Here is a 19,034-nt window from a genome sequence, read left to right as displayed (position 1 = left end):
ACTACTCACAACCGTCATAGGGTACAACCACCCTCGGATTTTCTCAGCATTTTGCCCAGCCGGGAGGGCCGGTACCGTGCTAACGTTGCGCATTATGCGAGCTTTAGATGGCACCGACACCCGGCTGCTCTCGGCCATGGCCCGGGATCCCCGGCGCACCGTGGTGGCGCTGGCCCAGAAACTGGGCTTGTCCAGGAACACCGTGCAGGCCCGGATGGCCCAGCTGGAGAAAAAGCATGTCTTCCTGTCCTTCGAGCGGCGGATCAATCCGGCCGCCCTGGGCTATCCCTTGATGGCCTTCATCTCGGTCCACGTCCAGCAGCAGAAGCTGGGCCAGCTGGCGGTCGACCTGGCCGGCATTCCGGAGATCCTGGAGGGCTATGGCCTGACCGGGTCCGCCGACCTGCTGCTCCGGGTGGTGGCGCTCGACGCCGAGGACCTGTTCCGGATCAACGGCAAGATCCTCTCCTGCGACGGGGTCGACCGCACGGACACCGCCCTGGCCATGGGCGAACTCATTCCGTTCCGGATCCAGCCGCTGCTCGAACGCGGCTCCGCGGAGTCCTGACCGCCGAACGGGCCGCCGGCCTCAGCGTCCGCCCGCCAGGGCCGGGACCAGCCCGGGCAGGGCGGCCACGGTGACATCAGGGGCCGGCCGGATGCCTCAACGCGACGGAACCGGCCGACGCCGGAAGGAGCCCCCGCAGTGCGCGGGAGCTCCTTCGGGCGGTGCGACAGCCGGGCCGGGCGAAAGCCGGCGGCGGCAGGGGCGGCGGCAGGGGCGGCGGCAGGGGCGGCTAGTGGCTGGTGGCCTTCTCCGCGCCCACGCCGGTCAGCGAGCGGACCTCCATCTCCGCCTGCTTCGTGGTGTCCTCGAGCTTCTTGTCCAGGACGGTTCCCAGCCAGCCCAGGACGAACGCGAGCGGGATGGAGACGATGCCGGGGTTGCTCAGCGGGAAGACCGCGAAGTTGGCGCCCGGAATCATGGACGTCTTGGCGCCGGAGACCACCGGCGAGAGGGCGATCAGGATGATGGCGGAGCCAAGGCCGCCGTACATGCTCCAGATGGCGCCCTGCGTGGTGAATTTACGCCAGAACAGCGAGTAAAGGATCGTTGGCAGGTTGGCCGACGCCGCCACGGCGAAGGCCAGGGCCACGAGGAAGGCCACATTCTGGCCGTTGGCGAAAATGCCGCCGACGATGGCCAGGACGCCGATGACCACAACGGTCCTGCGGGCCACCTTGACCTCGGCCGCGGGATCCGCCTTGCCCTTGGCGATGACATTGGCGTAAATGTCGTGCGCGAAGGACGCAGCCGCCGTGATGGTGAGTCCGGCAACCACGGCGAGGATGGTGGCGAAGGCCACCGCCGAGATGAAGCCCAGCAGCAGGGGGCCGCCCAGGTGGAACGCGAGCAGCGGAGCCGCGGAATTGACCCCGCCCGGGGCGGCCTTGATCGTAGCGGCACCCACCAGCGCGGCGGCGCCATAGCCCAGGACCAGGGTGAACAGGTAGAACAGGCCGATCAGCCAGATCGACCAGACCACTGACTTGCGGGCTTCCTTGGCGGTCGGGACGGTGTAGAAGCGCATCAGCACGTGCGGCAGGGCGGCGGTGCCGAGCACCAGCGCCAGACCCAGGGACATGAAGTCCAGCTTGGAGGTGTCGTTCTTGCCGTACTGCAGGCCGGGGTTCAGGACCGCCGGGTTCTTGGCCGTCTCGGCAGCGCCGCCGAGCAGGTCCGAGAGGTTGAAGCCGTAAATCGCGAGCACCCAGAACGTCATCACGGCAGCACCGGCGATCAACAGGATGGCCTTGATGATCTGCACCCAGGTGGTGCCCTTCATGCCGCCGATCAGGACGTAGGTGATCATCAGGACGCCGACGACGATGAGCACCAGGGCCTGTCCGCCCCAGTCGCTGATGCCCAGCAGCAGCGAGATCAGGCTGCCGGCGCCGGCCATCTGGGCCAGCAGGTAGAAGAAGCAGACCGCCAGGGTGGAGATGGCGGCGGCAATCCGCACCGGGCGCTGCTTGAGCCGGAAGGACAGCACATCGGCCATGGTGAACTTGCCGGTGTTGCGCAGCAGCTCGGCCACCAGCAGCAGCGCCACAAGCCACGCCACCAGGAAGCCGATGGAGTACATGAAGCCGTCGTAACCGTTGATGGCGATCGCCCCGGTAATGCCGAGGAAGGACGCCGCGGAGAGGTAGTCGCCCGCGATCGCGGTGCCGTTCTGCGAACCGCTGAAGGACCGACCGGCGGCGTAGTAGTCGGCCGCTGTCTTGTTGTTCCGGCTTGCCCGGAGCACGATCACCAGGGTGACCGCGACGAAGAGGGCAAAGATACCCATGTTCAGCAGGGTCGTGTCTTTGAGGGCGGCAACGTCGACCGCAGGGACCATGAATCTCATTTTGTTGCTCCGCCCACTCGGTTGCCGTGCTTATCGAACTCGTGACCCTCGATCTCGTGGCGGATCTCCTCGGCAATCGGGTCCAGCTTCCGGTTCGAGTAGCTGACGTACCACGCCGTGATCGCGAAGGTCGAGACGAACTGCAGCAGCCCCAGGATCAGGCCGATGTTGACGTTGCCCCAGACCTTGGTGGACATGAAGTCCACCGCGTAGTCGGCCAGCAGGACGTAGGCGAAGTACCACAGCAGGAATGCGATGGCCATCGGAAAGACAAAGCTGCGGTGACGTTTGCGCAGTTCCTGGAACCGCTCCGTCGACTGGACTTCCTTGAAGTCCACGGACGCCGCCGCGTCCGCATGTTGGGCGTCGTGACCCATCGTTCCTCCTCATTGAGACTGGCGAGCCACCGACGGGCTTCCCCCGGGCCCCGGCGTGCGAGACCCCGGCGCCATGTGACTGAGATCACTGTGCACTGGAATGCGGCCAACGTTCCAGCAAGATCTCGCTTCCGGTCGCCCAGCGGTCCCGATGCTGCGCCCAACGGCGCGCGCTACGCTGGCAGCATGCCGGACTCTCCCCTTGTCAGCGCCGCCGCGATTGCCGTGATCGCCATGGCCGTCGCCGTCGTGGTGGCCGTTGGACTCCGTGTGCTGCGCTCCTTCCGGGAGCTCGGCACCGACGCCGAACGGGCCACCTATAAGACTTTGCACGCCGCCTCCCGGGCCGGCCAGTACCTGCGCACCGGACTAAACCCGGCCGGCGCAGCGAAGGCGAGCCGGCAGCTGCGCGGCCTGCTGGGCTGCGACGGGCTGGCGATCACCGACACCACCGGCGTACTGGCCTGGGACGGCGCCGGGGACGAGTTCCGACCGGCCCTGATGGGCCTCGCCGCCAAGGTCCTGGCGGGCGGGCACACGGCGGTGATCCCGGCCGGGGAACTTCAGCTGCTCGCCGGCGAAGCCGCGCCGGCGGCGGCCGCGGAGCGCGCCGTCGTGATCGCCCCGATGAAGGCCGGCGCCCGCGTGGTCGGAGTAGTGGCGGCGTTCGCCCCGGCCGCCCACGCCGGGCTCGTGCGCGCCACCGGCGAGGTGGCGGACTGGGTGGCGACCCAGGTGGAACTGGCCGAGCTGGACGCGTCCCGGACCCTGCTGATGGAAGCCGAAGTGCGGGCCCTCCGGGCCCAGATCAGCCCGCACTTTATCTATAACTCCCTCAATGCGATCGCGTCCTTTATCAACACCGACCCCGTGCGCGCCCGGGAGCTGGTGGTGGAGTTCGCCGACTTCACGCGTTACTCCTTCCGCCGCCACGGCGACTTCACCACCCTGGCCGAGGAACTGCGCTGCATCGACCGGTACCTGCTGCTGGAGCGGGCCCGCTTCGGCGAACGGGTCCAGGTCAGCCTGCGGATCGCGCCCGAGGTGCTCAGCACTGTCATCCCGTTCCTGAGCCTGCAGCCGCTGGTGGAGAACTCGGTCCGGCACGGCCTCGAAGCCAAGGAAGGCCCGGGCCACATCACCATCACCGCCAACGACTCCGGGGCCTTCGCGGAGGTAACCATCGAAGACGACGGCGTGGGCATGGACCCGGAGAAACTGCGCGCCGTCCTCGCCGGGCACAGCGACGGCGACCACGTGGGACTTCGCAACGTCGATGCCCGGCTGCGGCAGGTCTACGGCGAGGACACCGGGCTGGTGATCGAAACCGCGCCGGGCGAAGGCACCCTGATCACCATGCGGGTGCCGAAGTCGCAGCCGCGGCACGACGCCTGACCCCGGCGGTACCCTAGGACCATGATTAACGTCCTCGTCGCCGACGACGAGCTCCCTGCCGTCGAAGAGCTGGCTTATCTGCTCGGCCGGGACGACCGGATCGGGACCATCCGGCGCGCCTCCTCCGGTGCCGAGGCGCTGCGTGCCCTGGAGGCCGGGGACCTGGACGCCGTCTTTTTGGACATCCACATGCCGGCCGTGTCCGGTCTGGACATCGCCCGGGCGATCGCGCGCGGCAGCAAGCCACCCGCCGTCGTCTTTGTCACGGCGGATGAAGACTGCGCCCTGGAGGCGTTCGAGCTGGCGGCGGTGGACTACCTGCTCAAGCCGGTGCGTGCCGAGCGGCTGGCCCGCTCCATCGGCCGGATCAGCGACCTGATCCGCGACGGCGCGCCGGCACCGGAGATGATTACCGTTGACCTGGGCGGCACCACCAAGATGATCCGGCGCGAGGACGTGACCTATGTGCAGGCGCAGGGCGACTACGCCCGGCTGCACACCGCCGACGCCAGCTACCTGATCCGCGTGCCGCTCGCCGACCTTGAGCAGCAATGGGCCGACGCCGGGGTCCTGCGCATCCACCGCTCCTACCTGATCGCGCTCGGCCACGTCAGCCACCTGAAGCTTGCCGCGGCCCGTCCCAGCGTGACCGTTGCCGGGGCCGAGCTGCCGATCAGCCGCCGGCACCTGCCGGCGGTCCGGGAGAAGCTCGAAGCGACCCGGATCCGGCCCCAGCCATGACCAGGGTCCGCGTCACGGCGCCTCGTGGCGTCCCGGCCCGCCCTGCGCCCGGCACGCCTGGCAGCGTCCCGGCCGGCGCAGCGGGCCGGCCGTCCACGGACCTGCGCGAGGCGGCCGAAGAGTCCGACGCCGGTCAGCTCTTCATCCGCTCGCTGATCCGCTCCCAGCTGCGTCTCGGGCTCGTGGTGGCTGCGGGGTTCATGCTGATCCTGCTCGCCTTTGCCCTGCTGCTGGGCCTCGTGCCGGGCATGGCGGAACTGCGGATCGCCGGGCTGCCGTTCGGCTGGGTGCTGCTGGGCGCCGGCGTCTATCCGGTGATCGGCCTGAGCGGCTGGCTGTATGTCCGGTCCGCAGCGCGGAACGAAGCCCGCTACCGCGACCTCGCCGGGGACAGGTGAGGAGCGGGTGAACCCCGTTGTCGGGATCTCGGCCTTCGTGGCTGTCTCACTGGCCACCGCCATCATCGGCTTCTACGGTCTCCGGATTTCCCGAACCACCGGCGACTTCTACGTTGCCTCGCGCACCGTGCGTCCGTGGTGGAACGCCTCGGCGATCGGCGGCGAGTACCTGTCGGCGGCCAGTTTCCTCGGCGTCGCCGGCCTGATCCTGCTCTCCGGCACCGACGCGCTGTGGTTCCCGGTGGGCTACACGGCCGGGTACCTGATGCTGCTGTTGTTTGTGGCGGCGCCGCTGCGGCGCTCCGGGGCGTACACGATTCCCGATTTCACCGAGGCGCGGCTGGATTCCCGTCAGGTCCGCCGGGTCACCAGCTTCGTGGTGGTGGTGGTCGGCTGGCTGTACATTGTGCCGCAGCTGCACGGCGCGGCGCTGGCCATCCGGATCACCACCGGGCTACCCGCCTGGGTGGGGCAGGTAGCCGTGGTCGCCGTGGTCTGCGTGACCGTGGTGGCCGGCGGCATGCGTTCCATCACGTTCGTCCAGGCGTTCCAGTACTGGCTGAAGCTGACCGCGCTGGCGGTGCCGGTGCTGTTCATCCTGTTCCTGCTGGCCGGCACCGGCGCCCCGCCGGTCACCGAGGCGTCCGTGAACCCGACGGCTCTGGCCCCGGCCGGGCCGTACCAGAACATGTCGCTGCTGGTGGCGCTGCTGTTCGGTACCCTGGGGCTGCCGCACGTCCTGGTCCGCTTTTACACCAACCCGGACGGCCAGTCGGCCCGGCGGACCACGCTGATCGTGCTGGGGCTGCTGTCCGTCTTTTACCTGTTCCCGACCGCCTACGGGCTGCTGGGCCGGATGTTTGCCCCCGGGCTGGCGCAGACCGGGCACGCCGACGCCCTGGTGCTGCTGCTGCCGGGTCGGCTGGTGGGCGGCGCGGCCGGGGATCTGCTGTCCGCGCTGGTGGTGGCGGGCGCCTTCGCGGCGTTCCTGTCCACCACCTCGGGCCTGGTGGTGTCGTTGGCCGGTGTCATCAGCCAGGACATCCTCGGCGGCAGCGTGCGGGGCTTCCGGCTGGCCGCGGTGATGTCGGCCCTGGTGCCGCTGGCCATCGCCGGCATGACGGACTCCACGGCGTTGGCCGGAAGCGTCGGCCTGGTTTTCGCCTTCACCGCCTCCACTATCTGCCCGGTGCTGCTGCTGGGCATCTGGTGGCGTGGGCTGACCGATGCCGGCGCGATTGCCGGGATGCTGACCGGGGCTGTCCTCTGCGGCGGGGCGATGTTCTCCGGCGCGATGCTGGGCTCCGCCGCGACCCCGCCGTGGCTGGCCCAGCCGGCCGCCTGGACGGTTCCGGCGGCGTTCGCCGTGATGGTGCTGGTCTCCCGGGCCACCAGGAACCGGGTTCCGCACACTGTCACCCGGCTGATGAACCGGCTGCACACTCCGGAACGGCCGCTGGCCACCGAGCGGTAGCCGCAGGGCCGGCCCGGCGGGCCGGGGGCGGCCCCGGGCCCGGGGATCAGTCGATAGCTGCCATCAGTTCGACGACGCGGTCCAGGAAGGCGTCGACCTGGCTTTCCTCGTAGCCGTCCCGCCCGACGGCCGCCCGGAACGTGGCCCGGCGGATGTTGTCCACGCTCAATGGCTGGTCCTCCTCGAGGTAGCCGATCAGGTCGTGGCACAGGTCATCGACGTCGGCGGTGTTGTAGCTGCGCACTTTGGCCTTGGCGGGCCGGCGGAAACGCTGGCCGTCCGGGCGGTGCAGGCGGCCGCGGAGCAGGCCGGCGAGCCGGCCGATCTCCCGGAGCCAGGCCTCTTCGCCGCGTTCCCCGATCAGCTCGTCGCGTTCCCGGCGGGCCAGGGCGTCTTCGAGCCGGTCCAGGGCCGCGTCCACGCCGGCGGCGGCATAGCCGCCCTTGACGGGGTCGAAGGAGACGGCGCGGACGTCTGCGCTCTTGACCGAGCGGGCGGCTGCGTGGGGGGCTTCAAAGGACACCCGGGCCCGCTCCAGAAACTGGTCGACCTGCTTGGCGTTGTAGCCGTACTGGTTCCGCTGCACGCGGTCAAAGGAGGCAGGAAGCTGCCGTTGGATGTCCACTGTAACTATGTTTCCTTCGATGCGGTTCGGCTTTGGTTGCGCCGTCTGCGGGCGGGGTTTGCTCGGGACTATTGTAGGCTCCGGGAGATGCCCGCGGGGCTAGCCGCCGGCGGCGGCGGAAAAAATCATGAACGCCACCGGTGACGCGAACACGATGGAGTCCAGCCGGTCCATCACCCCGCCATGGCCGGGGAGGCTGTTGCCCATGTCCTTGATCCCGAGTTCGCGCTTGACCATGGACTCGGCCAGGTCACCGGCTGTCGCCGCGGCCACCATGCCGACGGCCAGCGCCGCGCCGAACCACCAAGGTTCACCGAGCACGAAGAGACAGGCGAGGATTCCGACCAGTACGGCGCCGGCAATCGACCCGCCGAAGCCCTCCCAGGACTTCTTCGGGCTGATCTTCGGAGCCATCGGGTGCTTGCCAAGCGAGGCCCCCACCAGGTAGCCGAACGTGTCATTCGCAACCACCAGCAGCAGCAGGGTGCCGATCTGCCAGGCTCCGTTCGGCACCACCCCGCCGGGCCAAGGGCCGATCGGGGTGGGACCGCCGGCCGCATGCAGTGGCAGCACCGCGAAGCTGATCAGGAACGGGACCCAGGCCATGGTGAAGACCCCCGCGAAGATGCTGCGCGCGGACCCGGCTGCCCCCTCGAGCGAACGCCAGAGGAGCACGGCGACGCTGCTGAGCAGCAGCGCGAAGAGCAGGCTTTCGGGACCGCCGAAGTAGGCCGCGAGCGGCATCGCCACGGTGCCGGTCATCGCCGGGATGATCGGCAGCCGGGTGCCGGAAGCCTCCAGCGCGCGGTAGACCTCCCAGACGCCGAACACCGCGAACGCGGTGACGATGAGCACGAAGGCCAGGGGCAGGAAGAGCAGGCCGCCGAGCACCGCGAAGAGCATGGCAAGGCCCACCGCCGTGGCGGCCGGGAGGTTCCGGCCGGCCTTCGGCGTCGGGTTCTTCCGTGGTTTGCCCCGCGCCCGGACCCGCGGGCCCGGCGCCTGTTGTTCGGCCGCCATCAGACCTCTAGCAGCTCGGCTTCCTTGCGCTTGAGCAGCTCGTCGATGCCGTCCACGTGCGACTTGGTCAGGGCGTCGAGTTCCTTCTCCCCGCGGGTGCCCTCGTCTTCGCCCGCTTCGCCGTCCTTGACGAGCCTGTCCAGGGTTTCCTTGGCCTTACGGCGGATGTTCCGGATGGACACCTTGGCGTCCTCGCCCTTGGACTTGACGATCTTGACGTATTCCTTGCGGCGTTCCTTGGTCAGTTCCGGGATGGTGATCCGGATGACGTTGCCGTCGTTGGAGGGGTTGGCGCCGACCTCGGAGTCGCTCAGCGCGCGTTCGATGTCGCGCAGCGCGGCCTTGTCGAACGGGGTGATCAGGATGGTGCGGGCATCCGGGACGGCGAACGAGGCCAGCTGCTGCAGCGGAGTCGGCGCGCCGTAGTAATCCACCAGGACCTTGTTGTACAGGCCAGGGGTGGCGCGGCCGGTCCGGATCGAGGCGAAGTCTTCCTTGGCTACCTCAACCGCCTTGTCCATCTTGTCCCCGGCTTCGAGCAAGGTTTCTTCGATCACGATCTCTCCTCAGAAATTGGCGCGCCCCAGAGCCCGGGGAGCTGAACTGTCCTAAAAAACATCCTAGCCGCAGCTAGGGGGTGACTACGGTGCCCAGTTCCTCGCCACGGATGGCCCGGGTCACGTTGCCCTCGCCTTCCATGCCGAACACCACCATCGTCAGGTTGTTGTCCTTGCACATGGTCATCGCCGTCTGGTCCATGACGCGGATATCGCGGCGCAGGGCCTCGTCGTAGCTGAGGTGGTGCAGCTTCTCCGCGTTCGGGTCCTTCTTGGGGTCGGCGGTGTAGACGCCGTCGACCCCGCTCTTGGCCATCAGGACGACGTCGGCGTGGACCTCCATGGCGCGCTGGGCGGCGACGGTGTCGGTGGAGAAGTACGGAAGGCCGGCGCCGGCGCCAAAGATGACGACGCGGCCCTTTTCCATGTGGCGGATGGCGCGGCGCGGAATGTAGGCTTCGGCCACCTGGCCCATGGTGATGGCGCTCTGGACACGGGTCTCGACGCCGGCCTGTTCCAGGAAGTCCTGCAGGGCCAGGCAGTTCATGACGGTGCCGAGCATGCCCATGTAGTCGGCCCGGGAGCGGTCCATGCCGCTTTGCGAGAGTTCGGCGCCCCGGAAGAAGTTTCCGCCGCCGACGACGATGGCCACCTCGACCTCGGGAACGGCGGCCGCGATCTGCTTCGCAACCCCGCGGACGGTGTCCGGGTCAACGCCCAGTTTGCCCCCGCCGAAGACTTCGCCTGACAGCTTCAGGAGCACGCGGCGCCTGTTCTTCGTTGGCTGGGCTGAATTGTTGACGGTTTCCATGGTGCCTTCCCGTTGGTGAGCTCTGAAAAAGGGTATCGTGCCGGGGACCAAAGGCTGCATTCCCCGGCCAGCGTCCGGGGCGCATGCGAAAGGGGTGGCCACCGCAGTGACCACCCCTCAGCGGAACCTACTTAGGAACCGACGCGGAACCGCGTGAACGCGGTTGCCTTGACGCCGGCCTCTTCGAGGACCTGGGCGACAGACTTCTTGGCATCCTTGGCGAATGCCTGGTCAACGAGGACCTCGCCCTTGTAGAAGCCGGTCACGCGGCCTTCCACAATCTTGGTCATCGCTGCCTCGGGCTTGCCCTCGGCCTTGGCGGTTTCCTCGGCGATGCGGCGCTCGGACTCGACCAGATCGGCGGGGACGTCCTCGCGGGTCAGGTAGTTCGGCGCCATCGCCGCGATGTGCACTGCGACGTCGTGGGCGGCGGTGGAAGCCGCTTCACCCTCACCGTCAACGGCGAACAGCACGCCGACCTGGGCCGGGAGGTCCTTGGAGGTTTTGTGCAGGTACGCGTCCACAGTCGCGCCTTCGATGCGGGCGATGCGGCGGACCACAACCTTCTCACCGAGGATTGCACCCTCTTCGATGACAACCTCGGAGAGCGGCTTGCCGTCGACCTCGGTGGCGAGCAGGGTGTCGAGGTCGGCAGCGCCGGACTCCACCGCTACGGCCAGCACCTTGTCGGCGAGCTGGATGAACTTGTCCGCCTTGGCCACGAAGTCGGTCTCGCAGTTGACTTCGATCATGACGCCGACGCCGGCATCGACCTTGGCCGCCACCAGGCCTTCGGCGGTGGAGCGGCCCTCGCGCTTGGTAGCGCCCTTGAGGCCCTTGATCCGGATGATCTCGATGGCCTTCTCGGCGTCACCGTTGGCTTCGTCAAGAGCCTTCTTGACATCCATCATGCCGGCGCCGGTGCGCTCGCGCAGAGCCTTGATATCAGCGGCAGTGTAGTTCGCCATGTGAACCCCTCTGTCTAGAAAATTTATGTGGTGTACGGACCGACAGGACGGCTGCTCACCACGGTGAGCGGCCATCCTGTCAGTACCCCGGACGCTGCGCGGCAGCGCCCGGGGAGATCCAGATTTACTTGTCTGACTACTTGGCTTCGTCGGCGGCCGGAGCAGCCTCGGCAGCCGGGGCCTCTGCGGCGGGAGCCTCGGCGGCCTCCGGGGCAGCAGCCTCAGCGGCGGCCTCCGGGGCAGCAGCATCGGCGGCGGCCGGAGCTGCCGTCTCTGCGGCAGCCGGAGCTGCGGTCTCTGCGGTCTTGCTGCCTTCGAGGAGCTCGCGCTCCCACTCGGCCAGCGGCTCCTCCGGAGCCTCGGTGGTGCCGGTGGCGCGGTTGTGGCGGGCGATCAGGCCCTCAGCCACGGCGTCGGCAACAACGCGGGTCAGCAGGTTGACGGAGCGGATGGCGTCGTCGTTGCCCGGGATCGGGAAGTCGACTTCGTCCGGATCGCAGTTGGTGTCCAGGATGGCCACCACCGGGATGTTCAGCTTCTGGGCCTCGTCGACGGCGAGGTGCTCCTTCTTGGTGTCAACAACCCACAGGAGCGACGGCGCCTTGGTCAGGTTGCGGATACCACCGAGGTTGGTCTCCAGCTTGGTCAGCTCGCGGCGAAGAAGCAGCAGTTCCTTCTTGGTGTACGCGGAGCCGGCGACGTCGTCGAAGTCGATCTCTTCGAGTTCCTTCATGCGCTGGATGCGCTTGGAGACCGTCTGGAAGTTGGTCAGCATGCCGCCGAGCCAACGCTGGTTCACGTACGGCTGGCCGACGCGGGTAGCCTGCTCCGCGATGGCTTCCTGTGCCTGCTTCTTGGTGCCGACGAAGAGGACAGTGCCGCCGTGGGCGACGGTGGCCTTGACGAACTCGTAGGCGCGGTCGATGTAGGACAGCGACTGCTGAAGGTCAATGATGTAGATGCCGTTGCGCTCCGTGAAGATGAAGCGCTTCATCTTCGGGTTCCAACGGCGGGTCTGGTGTCCAAAGTGGACGCCGCTGTCAAGCAGCTGGCGCATAGTTACGACGGGCATGCCGACGCTCCTTCCGGCAGGTCATTCATGAGAAAGCCGTGGGCTCTCTTACCCTGCCAATAGTTGACGGTTGTTAGCACCACCCGGTCGGGTGCTGCTCCTGGCATCCACCGCACCCCTCATCCGACCAGGGGCCGGACCGTAAGAGGCGCAGTCCTCCGCACCCGGAAGCCGGGCTTCGGACTGGGAGGGCTGGATACGCGTAGTCAGCTGCTGTTCCCGCACTCCTGAATGAGGCGTGCTGCCTATCCGACGAAAAACTATCCGATCAAAAACCGGAAACGCGCATGAGGGCACAGCAAACTGCTCCACCAAGTGTACTACAGGGCACCTGCCCGGACGCACGGATTCCGGGCGGGCCGCCGGGGGCCGATCGGAAGGGGGTTGGCGGGCCTGAAGGGCTGGGTGGCGAGTGGTCACGGGACGCACGGCGGCCGCCGGCACAACCTGTCGGACGTGGGGCGGCCGCGACGTTCCAGCCCGGTTCGCCGCAGCGGTGGGGCCCGAAATCCGCGCCAGTTGGCGGTTAGCCGGCCAGCCCGACGTGCTTGGCCAGGGTGCAACCGGGCAGGAACGCTGTCGCTGCCTGCAAACGTCACAGGTCCGGCCAAACCGGCGCGCCGAAAGGGGTCCCACGGTGCACAGCGCGGCGTCCGCCCGGCTATCCACATGGCCGCGGCCGGCCCTTTCGCGGCGGCTGCCGGGGCGGGAGGGTGGCACCATGAAGGTCTTCAGCCTGCCCGCCGCCCTGCTGCTGTCCCTGACTTGCGCGGCGCCCGCCGCGGCACCCGGCGCGGCACCCCCGGCAGTCCCGGCTTCGGCAGCTGCGGCGCGCTGGAGCTGGCCGCTCTCCCCCAAACCGGCCGTACTGCGGGGTTTCGACCCGCCGGACCGGCCGTGGCTCAGCGGGCACCGCGGGGTGGACCTGCGGGCGGGGTACGACGGCGCGCCGGTCACCTCGCCGGCTGCGGGCCGGGTCAGCTTCGTCGGCGTCGTGGTAGACCGCCCGGTGCTGACCGTCGATCACGGCAACGGATTGCGGAGCAGTTTCGAACCGGTGGAGAGCCGGTTGCTGCCCGGCGACGCCGTCGCCGAAGGCGCTGTGCTGGGCCGGTCGCTGCCCGGGCACTGCGGCGCGACGCCGTGCATCCACTGGGGCGTGCGCCGCGGCGAGGTCTACCTGGATCCGCTGTCCTTCGTGACGGACCGGCGGCCCTCCGTCCTGCTGCCGCCGATAAGGGCTCGTCCGGGGAGCTAGACGATCGCCGAGATCCCCGTGATGGCCCGGCCGGTCACCAGCGTGTTGATCTCGTGGGTGCCTTCGTAGGAGTAGATCGCTTCGGCGTCGGCGAAGACCTTGGCCATTTCGTAGTCCGTGACGATGCCGTTGCCGCCGAGGAGGCTGCGGCCGATGGCAACGCTTTCGCGCATCCGTGCCGTCGTGAAGGCCTTGGCCAGGGCAGACTGCTCGTCCTTGGCCTGGCCGGCGTCTTCGAGCTGGGAAAGGCGGACCATCATGCCCATGGAGCTGACGGCGTTGCCGAGGATCTGCACGAGCTGGTGCTGTACGAGCTGGAAGGAGGCGATCGGCCGGCCGAACTGGCTGCGCTCGACGGCGTAGCGGCGGGCGACGTCGAACGCGGCGAGCTGCTGGCCGACGGCCTGCCAGGCAACGGCCAGGCGGGTGACTTTGAGGACCTTGTTGGTGTCCCGGAAGCTGTTGGCGTTGGCGAGCTTGTAGAAGTCGGGGACCACGACGTTCTCCAGCGTGATGTCGGCATTCTGCACCGTGCGCAGCGAGATCTTGTTCTCGATCTTGGTGGCGCTGTAACCCTCGGTGCCGGTGTCCACGAGGAAGCCCTTGACCTGGTTGTCCGCAACGTCGCGGGCGTAGATGACCACCCAGTCGGAGAAGGTGGCGTTGCCGATCCAGCGCTTGGCGCCGTTGAGGATCCAGTTCCCACCCTCGCGCCGGGCAGTGGTCCTCGTCCCGCCGGCGACGTCGGAGCCGCCCAGCGGTTCCGTCAGGCCGAAGGCGCCGATCTTTTTCAGCGCGTAGATATCGGGCAGCCAGGCCTCCTGCTGCTCCTGCGAGGCGAGCGCCTCGATGGAGCCGGTGAACAGTCCGTCGTGCACGCCCATGAAGGTGGCGATCGAGGTGTCGGCGCGGGTGGCTTCGGCATGCAGGATGCCGGCGAAGAGGTTGGAATAGCCCTGGCGGCGGACCGGGCTGACCAGGTCGATGTCCGCGAGTTTGGGGATCAGTTCCATCGGAAACTCGCCGCGGTTCCAGCAGTCCACCGCGATGGGCCTGACCTCCCGGGCCAGGAACTCCCGCACCTCGGCGAGCCGGTCCTGTTCCTTGCCGCTGAGCAACTGTTCGAACGCGAAGAAGTCGCCGTCCGCGTAGGGCAGGTTGTTTATATCGATTGCAGCTTTGGACATGTTGTTCCTTCACGGGTCAGCAGCGACCAACAGGGCGCAGTCAAGGCGCCACCGGCTTGTTACTGATCAGTAACTTACCGTGCAGCCGTGCCGCTGGCAAGTGACCGGGAGCACACCCGCCCGGCGGTATGGTCGGGCGAAAGGCTGCCGCGCGCACCGGGGCGCGGGGTCGTGGTAGGGCTACTCGGACTTGAACCGAGGACCTTAGGATTATGAGTCCCGCGCTCTAACCAGCTGAGCTATAGCCCCCTGCGCCCGGAAGAGAGCCGGCCCGGCGGGACGGCGCCCGGTCCGGGCAAAAACACTCTAGCAATACTAGCCCCCGGCACCCGGGCTGCCGGCCCAGCGCGCCGCGTCCCACCCGCGTCCCCCGCCGGTGGGCAGGGTGCGGGAGGGGCCGCGGCCGGTGCCGCTAGACGACCAGATCGTCGTAGCTGGCGCCGCGGTAAATGTCCTCGAAGGTCTGCAGGGTGCGCTCGATGCCGTGGCTCTCGACCATGCTCCGGCTCGTCTTGCCCATGGCGGCCCGCTCGTCCGCCGGCAGGGAGAGTACCCGTGTGATCTTGGCGGCCAGGTCATCGCTGTCATTCGGCGTGAACAGGTAGCCGTTCTCGCCGTCGCGCACCAGGTGCGGCAGCGCCATGGCGTCGGCCAGGACCACCGGGGTGGATGCGGACATCGCCTCCAGGGTCACGAGCGACTGCAGCTCGGCCGTGCCGGGCATGCAGAACAGATCCGCGCCCAGGTACGCCTTCCGCAGATCCTCGTCGCTGGCCAGTCCGAGGAACCTCACCCGGTCCTGCAGGCCGAGGCGTGCCACCTGCGCCTCGAGGGCGGACCGGACCTCGCCTCCGCCGACGATTTCCAGGTGGATGTCCAGCTCGGACGGCGTCTTGGCCACGGCGTCAATCAGCACGTCGATGTGTTTCTCCTCGGCCAGGCGTCCGACAAACAGCACGGTGGGGCTGGCGTGGCGGAACTCCTCCTCGCCGGGCTTCAGTTCGTAGGCCGCGGCGTCGATGCCGTTGGAGAGCGGCAGCACCTTGCGGAGGAAGGCATGGTCGTGCATGGCCTTGGCGGCGAGCGGCGTCGGGGTCGTGACGACATCGGCCTGGCCCATCACCTTGCCCATGTCACGCCAGGAGACCCGGCCCACGATGTCCTTGAACCACTGCGGGAACGGCAGGAACGGATTTAGGTTCTCCGGCATGAAGTGGTTGGTCGCTACGACCCGGACGCCCCGCTTGACCGCCTCGTACAGGACGTGCTCACCAATCATGTAGTGGCTCTGGATGTGCACGACGTCGGGGCGGATCCGGTCGAACAGCAGGGCAATTTCCTTCTTGATCTCCCAGGGAAAGGTGATCCGGAAGTATTCGTGAGTCGGAACCGAGTGCGACCGGATCCGGTGGACCGTGCCTTCGTCGCAGGCTTCGCTGTAGCTCTTTCCTTTGCTCGGTCGGCAGGCCAGGACGTGCACGTTGTGTCCGCGGGCGGTCATGCCTTTGGCCAGGCGGTAACCGAACATAGCCGCGCCGTTAATGTTGGGCGGGTACGTTTCCGCGGCAATCAGGATGGTCAGCGGTTTCTGGTTATTCTCGGGCATGGTCACGGGGATAGCTCCTGGTGTTCACGGTGCGGTCAGCGGGGCTGCGGCGGGCGACCGTCGGCGCGCTGGCGCCGGCCGCGCCTGAAGTCTCTGGCACCACCCTAGGACAGCCGTCCCGCGGCCTTCCGCGCGTCCTTCTTGCGCTTTGTGACCTCGGGGTGGTGCCGGGAAAGGGCGATCACTCCCACGATAGCAAGGGAAGCGGCGGACCCCATGGCGATCGCCGTCACGGCGTGGACGTCGGGGCGCAACTCCCCCAGGATCACGATGCCGATGGCAATGCCGACGATCGGGTCGATCACGGTCAGCCCGGCGATCACCAGGTCCGGCGGGCCACCGGAGTAGGCGCTTTGCACGAACCAGGATCCGAGGCCGCCGGCAGCCGCCATCGCCACCAGGGTGTACCACTGGACATTGAGCAGGAACAGTCCGTTGGGATCGAGCAGGTGCTTGCCGATGATGCGGGTCAGGACGGCCACGAAGCCGAAGAGCACGCCGGCGCCGATGATGTAGACGAAGGCGCTCAGCCGGTGCTTGAACAGCACTGCCAGCGTCCCGAACAAGCCCACGGCCAGGGCCAGCAGCAGCACAACGGTCAGTTCATCGGTGCCGCTGACGTGGTGGTTTTCCTGCGTCACGTTGATGGCGAGGATCACGAACAGGGCCGAGCCGGTGACGCAGGAACTGATGGCCACGACGGTGGCCCGGTTGATGCTGAGCCCTTGGTCCTTCGCGTTGATGATGGTGGTGATGACGAGGGCGATTGCGCCGATCGGCTGGACGACGGTCAGCGGCGCGGAAACCAGGGCGATCGCGTTCATCGCGGTGCCGGTGGCGAGGAGCACCAGTCCCAGCACCCAGCGCGGGTTCCGGATCAGGCGCAGCAGCCCGTGCGAGCTGAGGGCCAGGCCGCCGGTGTCGGCCTTGACCGCACTCCCCTGCCGTTGGGCGCCGAAGGCCAGGAAGCAGGCGCCGAGGACCGCGAGCAGTACCGCGAACCAGACCATCAGCGCAGCCCGCCGTCGGTCGTGTCCGGCTCCCGGGACGCGGTGCCGTGGCTTGCGGCCCGGACTCCCCGACCCTTGCGGATAATGGCCCGGAGGTAGTTATAGGCAGCAATCCAGTGCCCGATCAGGCCCAGTCCCAGGCAGAGCCAGGCGGCCACAAAATAACTGCCCGTCCCCGGGATGGCGAGCTTGGACAGGACCAGAAGCGGCGTGCCAACCAGCAGCAGCGCGGTGCGGACCTTTCCGATCCGGCTCACCGGCAGGTCCGGGTGGCTGTGGAAATAGAACAAGGAGCTGCTGAGCAGCACCAGGTCCGGTACCAGCAGGGCGGTCAGGTACCACCACTCGACGACGCCGGCGATCACGAGGGTGACCGCCACCGCGATCAGGGACAACCGGTCGGCGATGGGGTCCATGATGCGGCCAAGCTTGGACATCTGGTTGAAGCGGCGGGCCACGTATCCGTCCACCCAGTCGGTGCTGCCCATGACTGCGAGCACCAGTACGGCGGCCCCGTACTCCCGTTTGGCCAGGACCAGCCAGATGAAAAGCGGGACGCCGAGGAAACGGATCACGGTCAGCAGGTTGGGGACCGTGAAGACCTGGTCGTGGTGGATCTGGGGCTGCCCGGGCCGGGTGCCGGCACCGATGAACCTCATCCATTCCCCCTTTCCACAACCGGCGTCGAGTCAGTGTCGGAGACCAGGGTGGCGCCTATCCCTTGAGCAGGCGGCGGAGCAGGAAGACGAACGCCGCCGTCGAGGCGGCCAGTGCGGCCAGGGGCTTCCAACGCCTGGCAAGCTCCGCCTGGGCGCCAGGAACCGTGCCGGCACCGGGGGCCCTGGGCCGGTCGCGGAAGGCCGCCACCCTGTCGTCGACGAGTTCTTTGCCTTCCGCCAGGCGGTGCTGGCCGGCAGCGAGTAGGGCTTGGCCCTGGGTCTTGACGTCGAGTTCCTCGCCGAGTTCGTCGCGGACCCCGGTGAGGTGCCAACGGCGCTGGTCGAGGCGGCGGCGCAGGTCCGCCTCCGTGGGGGCCGGGCCGAAGTCGGTCTCCTCGGCTGCCTTCTTGGCTTCCTTTTCTGCCTTTGCCTTGGCGGCGGCTTCCTCCTTGGCGGCCTTGGCGGCCTTGGCCTGCGGGGAGTCGGGGTCCAGGACGGCGGCGTCGAAGGAAGATCCTTCCTTGGCGATGCCGAGGTCATACCGCAGGCCGCGGATGGTCTCGTCCGGCATCAGCGGCATGGCCTTCTTGAACCGGCTGTAACCGACCAGGCCCACGACCAGGGCGATCAGCAGGAACGCCGCGCAGACCAGCAGGGCGGCCAGCCACGCCGGCATCACCGTGGCCAGGCCCATGATGGCGGCCACAATGAGGCCGACCACCAGGAACGCGACGAAGACGAGGGCAACGGCGAGGAAGGCCGCTGCCACGCCGAGCTGTTTGCCCTTGCGTTTCAGTTCGGCCTTGGCGAAGGCAATCTCGTCGTTGAGCTGCCGCGGTGCAAGCTTGAAAATCAGTTTCAGGGTTTTGGGCAGCGCGGAAAGGCGGAGGCCGCCGCTCCTCGTACTGCCGGTGTGACGTCCGCTCATGGGTTCCGCCTAACTGGTTCCATCTGTGGTGCCGCTTCCGCTGAATTGCCGGGTGCGCCCCTCCCGGCGCGCACTCAGGTCTCAAAACTATCATTCAGCGTCAGGACCGGGTCCGGCCGACTGGCAGGTTGGGCGTGGCGTACGGGCTGGGCGGGTCGTGGACCCCCGGGAAGGGCATGCCCAGTCCCCGCGGCCACGAATGGACATAACGGGCATATGCCCACCCGCCGGCTCAAACGTGGCGCATGTCCCCCGGGACGGGGTAGGTGGACGGGGCACATGCCCACCCGCCGGCTCGAACGTGGCACATGCCCACCCGCCGGCTCGAACGTGGCACATGCCCACCCGGCTGGCACAACAACAGGCGGACCCCCCGGGAAGGGCATGCCCAGTCCCCGCGGCCACGAATGGACATAGCGGGCACATGCCCACCCGCCGGCTCGAACGTGGCACATGCCCCCCGGGACGGGGTAGGTGGATGGGACGGACGGGCGGGCGCACCAGGACGGGGCGCACCGGGCCGGGCCGGGGGCG

The 19,034-nt window shown here is 68.1% G+C and carries 19 protein-coding genes and 1 tRNA gene; 6 read left to right on the top strand and 14 right to left on the bottom strand.

The window, feature by feature from the left end; translation table 11 throughout:
- Positions 1–94: 94 nt before the first annotated feature.
- Positions 95–568 (top strand): Lrp/AsnC family transcriptional regulator, encoded by a 474-nt coding sequence (locus AC3ANP_RS11360; protein WP_488330288.1) that lies wholly within the window; start codon positions 95–97, stop codon positions 566–568.
- A gap of 229 nt (positions 569–797) precedes the next feature.
- On the opposite strand, the gene AC3ANP_RS11355 is transcribed toward AC3ANP_RS11360, so the two are convergent.
- Complete coding sequence (locus AC3ANP_RS11355; protein WP_488330287.1) at positions 798–2,414, bottom strand: solute symporter family protein; 1,617 nt, start codon at positions 2,412–2,414, stop codon at positions 798–800.
- A complete protein-coding gene (locus tag AC3ANP_RS11350; protein ID WP_488330286.1) occupies positions 2,411–2,791 on the bottom strand; it encodes a DUF485 domain-containing protein in 381 nt (126 codons plus the stop codon). The genes AC3ANP_RS11355 and AC3ANP_RS11350 overlap by 4 nt, the downstream gene beginning before the upstream one ends.
- Positions 2,792–2,977: 186 nt before the next feature.
- Between AC3ANP_RS11350 and AC3ANP_RS11345 the strand changes: the two genes are divergently transcribed.
- The 4 genes from AC3ANP_RS11345 to AC3ANP_RS11330 are packed head-to-tail and all read left to right on the top strand — an operon-like array spanning position 2,978 to position 6,799.
- Complete coding sequence (locus AC3ANP_RS11345; RefSeq protein WP_488330285.1) at positions 2,978–4,186, top strand: sensor histidine kinase; 1,209 nt, start codon at positions 2,978–2,980, stop codon at positions 4,184–4,186.
- A gap of 21 nt (positions 4,187–4,207) precedes the next feature.
- Entirely contained in the window at positions 4,208–4,927 is a 720-nt protein-coding gene (locus AC3ANP_RS11340; RefSeq protein WP_488330284.1) for a LytR/AlgR family response regulator transcription factor, read from the top strand.
- Positions 4,924–5,325, top strand: a complete 402-nt coding sequence (locus AC3ANP_RS11335; RefSeq protein WP_488330283.1) for a hypothetical protein — start codon at positions 4,924–4,926, stop codon at positions 5,323–5,325. The genes AC3ANP_RS11340 and AC3ANP_RS11335 overlap by 4 nt, the downstream gene beginning before the upstream one ends.
- A 7-nt stretch (positions 5,326–5,332) precedes the next feature.
- Positions 5,333–6,799 (top strand): sodium/solute symporter, encoded by a 1,467-nt coding sequence (locus tag AC3ANP_RS11330; RefSeq protein ID WP_488330282.1) that lies wholly within the window; start codon positions 5,333–5,335, stop codon positions 6,797–6,799.
- 46 nt (positions 6,800–6,845) lie between these two features.
- On the opposite strand, the gene AC3ANP_RS11325 is transcribed toward AC3ANP_RS11330, so the two are convergent.
- The 6 genes from AC3ANP_RS11325 to rpsB all read right to left on the bottom strand — a co-directional run bounded on the left by AC3ANP_RS11325 (position 6,846) and on the right by rpsB (position 11,852).
- The gene (locus AC3ANP_RS11325; protein WP_488330281.1) at positions 6,846–7,424 is read right to left on the bottom strand and encodes a DivIVA domain-containing protein; all 579 of its coding nucleotides are present in this window, start codon (positions 7,422–7,424) and stop codon (positions 6,846–6,848) included.
- 99 nt (positions 7,425–7,523) lie between these two features.
- Positions 7,524–8,444, bottom strand: a complete 921-nt coding sequence (locus tag AC3ANP_RS11320) for a phosphatidate cytidylyltransferase (protein WP_488330280.1) — start codon at positions 8,442–8,444, stop codon at positions 7,524–7,526.
- Complete coding sequence (frr, locus tag AC3ANP_RS11315) at positions 8,444–9,001, bottom strand: ribosome recycling factor (protein WP_488330279.1); 558 nt, start codon at positions 8,999–9,001, stop codon at positions 8,444–8,446. Before frr ends, AC3ANP_RS11320 begins: the two co-directional genes overlap by 1 nt.
- 73 nt (positions 9,002–9,074) lie before the next feature.
- Positions 9,075–9,812, bottom strand: a complete 738-nt coding sequence (gene pyrH / locus AC3ANP_RS11310; protein WP_488330278.1) for a UMP kinase — start codon at positions 9,810–9,812, stop codon at positions 9,075–9,077.
- A gap of 131 nt (positions 9,813–9,943) precedes the next feature.
- A complete protein-coding gene (tsf, locus tag AC3ANP_RS11305; protein ID WP_488330277.1) occupies positions 9,944–10,780 on the bottom strand; it encodes a translation elongation factor Ts in 837 nt (278 codons plus the stop codon).
- Positions 10,781–10,916: 136 nt separating this feature from the next.
- Positions 10,917–11,852, bottom strand: a complete 936-nt coding sequence (gene rpsB / locus AC3ANP_RS11300) for a 30S ribosomal protein S2 (RefSeq protein WP_488330276.1) — start codon at positions 11,850–11,852, stop codon at positions 10,917–10,919.
- 721 nt (positions 11,853–12,573) lie between these two features.
- On the opposite strand from rpsB, the gene AC3ANP_RS11295 reads away from it, so the two are divergent.
- Entirely contained in the window at positions 12,574–13,110 is a 537-nt protein-coding gene (locus AC3ANP_RS11295; RefSeq protein WP_488330275.1) for a M23 family metallopeptidase, read from the top strand.
- Here AC3ANP_RS11295 and AC3ANP_RS11290 read toward each other — a convergent pair.
- From AC3ANP_RS11290 to AC3ANP_RS11265, 6 genes are all read right to left on the bottom strand, one after another.
- The gene (locus AC3ANP_RS11290) at positions 13,107–14,297 is read right to left on the bottom strand and encodes an acyl-CoA dehydrogenase family protein (protein WP_488330274.1); all 1,191 of its coding nucleotides are present in this window, start codon (positions 14,295–14,297) and stop codon (positions 13,107–13,109) included. The genes AC3ANP_RS11295 and AC3ANP_RS11290 overlap by 4 nt on opposite strands.
- Positions 14,298–14,469: 172 nt before the next feature.
- Positions 14,470–14,546 (bottom strand) — tRNA-Ile (locus AC3ANP_RS11285).
- Between the two features lie 163 nt (positions 14,547–14,709).
- Entirely contained in the window at positions 14,710–15,903 is a 1,194-nt protein-coding gene (locus AC3ANP_RS11280; RefSeq protein WP_488333028.1) for a glycosyltransferase, read from the bottom strand.
- 104 nt (positions 15,904–16,007) lie between these two features.
- Positions 16,008–16,913, bottom strand: coding sequence for a DMT family transporter (locus AC3ANP_RS11275; RefSeq protein WP_488330273.1), 906 nt, complete (start codon positions 16,911–16,913; stop codon positions 16,008–16,010).
- Complete coding sequence (locus AC3ANP_RS11270; RefSeq protein WP_488330272.1) at positions 16,913–17,572, bottom strand: CDP-alcohol phosphatidyltransferase family protein; 660 nt, start codon at positions 17,570–17,572, stop codon at positions 16,913–16,915. The genes AC3ANP_RS11275 and AC3ANP_RS11270 overlap by 1 nt, the downstream gene beginning before the upstream one ends.
- A 55-nt stretch (positions 17,573–17,627) precedes the next feature.
- Complete coding sequence (locus AC3ANP_RS11265; protein ID WP_488330271.1) at positions 17,628–18,500, bottom strand: phage holin family protein; 873 nt, start codon at positions 18,498–18,500, stop codon at positions 17,628–17,630.
- Between the last annotated feature and the right edge of the window lie 534 nt (positions 18,501–19,034).

The sequence above is a fragment of the Arthrobacter sp. JB02-1C genome (genome assembly GCF_057748045.1).
This window is presented reverse-complemented; position numbering and strand designations above follow the sequence as displayed.

Coding starts and splice junctions, on each gene's coding strand:
- AC3ANP_RS11360 (WP_488330288.1), top strand. CDS start 95: ATGCGAGCTTTAGATGGCACCGACACCCGGCTGCTCTCGGCCATGGCC.
- AC3ANP_RS11355 (WP_488330287.1), bottom strand. CDS start 2,414: ATGAGATTCATGGTCCCTGCGGTCGACGTTGCCGCCCTCAAAGACACG.
- AC3ANP_RS11350 (WP_488330286.1), bottom strand. CDS start 2,791: ATGGGTCACGACGCCCAACATGCGGACGCGGCGGCGTCCGTGGACTTC.
- AC3ANP_RS11345 (WP_488330285.1), top strand. CDS start 2,978: ATGCCGGACTCTCCCCTTGTCAGCGCCGCCGCGATTGCCGTGATCGCC.
- AC3ANP_RS11340 (WP_488330284.1), top strand. CDS start 4,208: ATGATTAACGTCCTCGTCGCCGACGACGAGCTCCCTGCCGTCGAAGAG.
- AC3ANP_RS11335 (WP_488330283.1), top strand. CDS start 4,924: ATGACCAGGGTCCGCGTCACGGCGCCTCGTGGCGTCCCGGCCCGCCCT.
- AC3ANP_RS11320 (WP_488330280.1), bottom strand. CDS start 8,444: ATGGCGGCCGAACAACAGGCGCCGGGCCCGCGGGTCCGGGCGCGGGGC.
- pyrH (WP_488330278.1), bottom strand. CDS start 9,812: ATGGAAACCGTCAACAATTCAGCCCAGCCAACGAAGAACAGGCGCCGC.
- tsf (WP_488330277.1), bottom strand. CDS start 10,780: ATGGCGAACTACACTGCCGCTGATATCAAGGCTCTGCGCGAGCGCACC.
- rpsB (WP_488330276.1), bottom strand. CDS start 11,852: ATGCCCGTCGTAACTATGCGCCAGCTGCTTGACAGCGGCGTCCACTTT.
- AC3ANP_RS11295 (WP_488330275.1), top strand. CDS start 12,574: ATGAAGGTCTTCAGCCTGCCCGCCGCCCTGCTGCTGTCCCTGACTTGC.
- AC3ANP_RS11290 (WP_488330274.1), bottom strand. CDS start 14,297: ATGTCCAAAGCTGCAATCGATATAAACAACCTGCCCTACGCGGACGGC.
- AC3ANP_RS11280 (WP_488333028.1), bottom strand. CDS start 15,903: ATGCCCGAGAATAACCAGAAACCGCTGACCATCCTGATTGCCGCGGAA.
- AC3ANP_RS11275 (WP_488330273.1), bottom strand. CDS start 16,913: ATGGTCTGGTTCGCGGTACTGCTCGCGGTCCTCGGCGCCTGCTTCCTG.
- AC3ANP_RS11270 (WP_488330272.1), bottom strand. CDS start 17,572: ATGAGGTTCATCGGTGCCGGCACCCGGCCCGGGCAGCCCCAGATCCAC.
- AC3ANP_RS11265 (WP_488330271.1), bottom strand. CDS start 18,500: ATGAGCGGACGTCACACCGGCAGTACGAGGAGCGGCGGCCTCCGCCTT.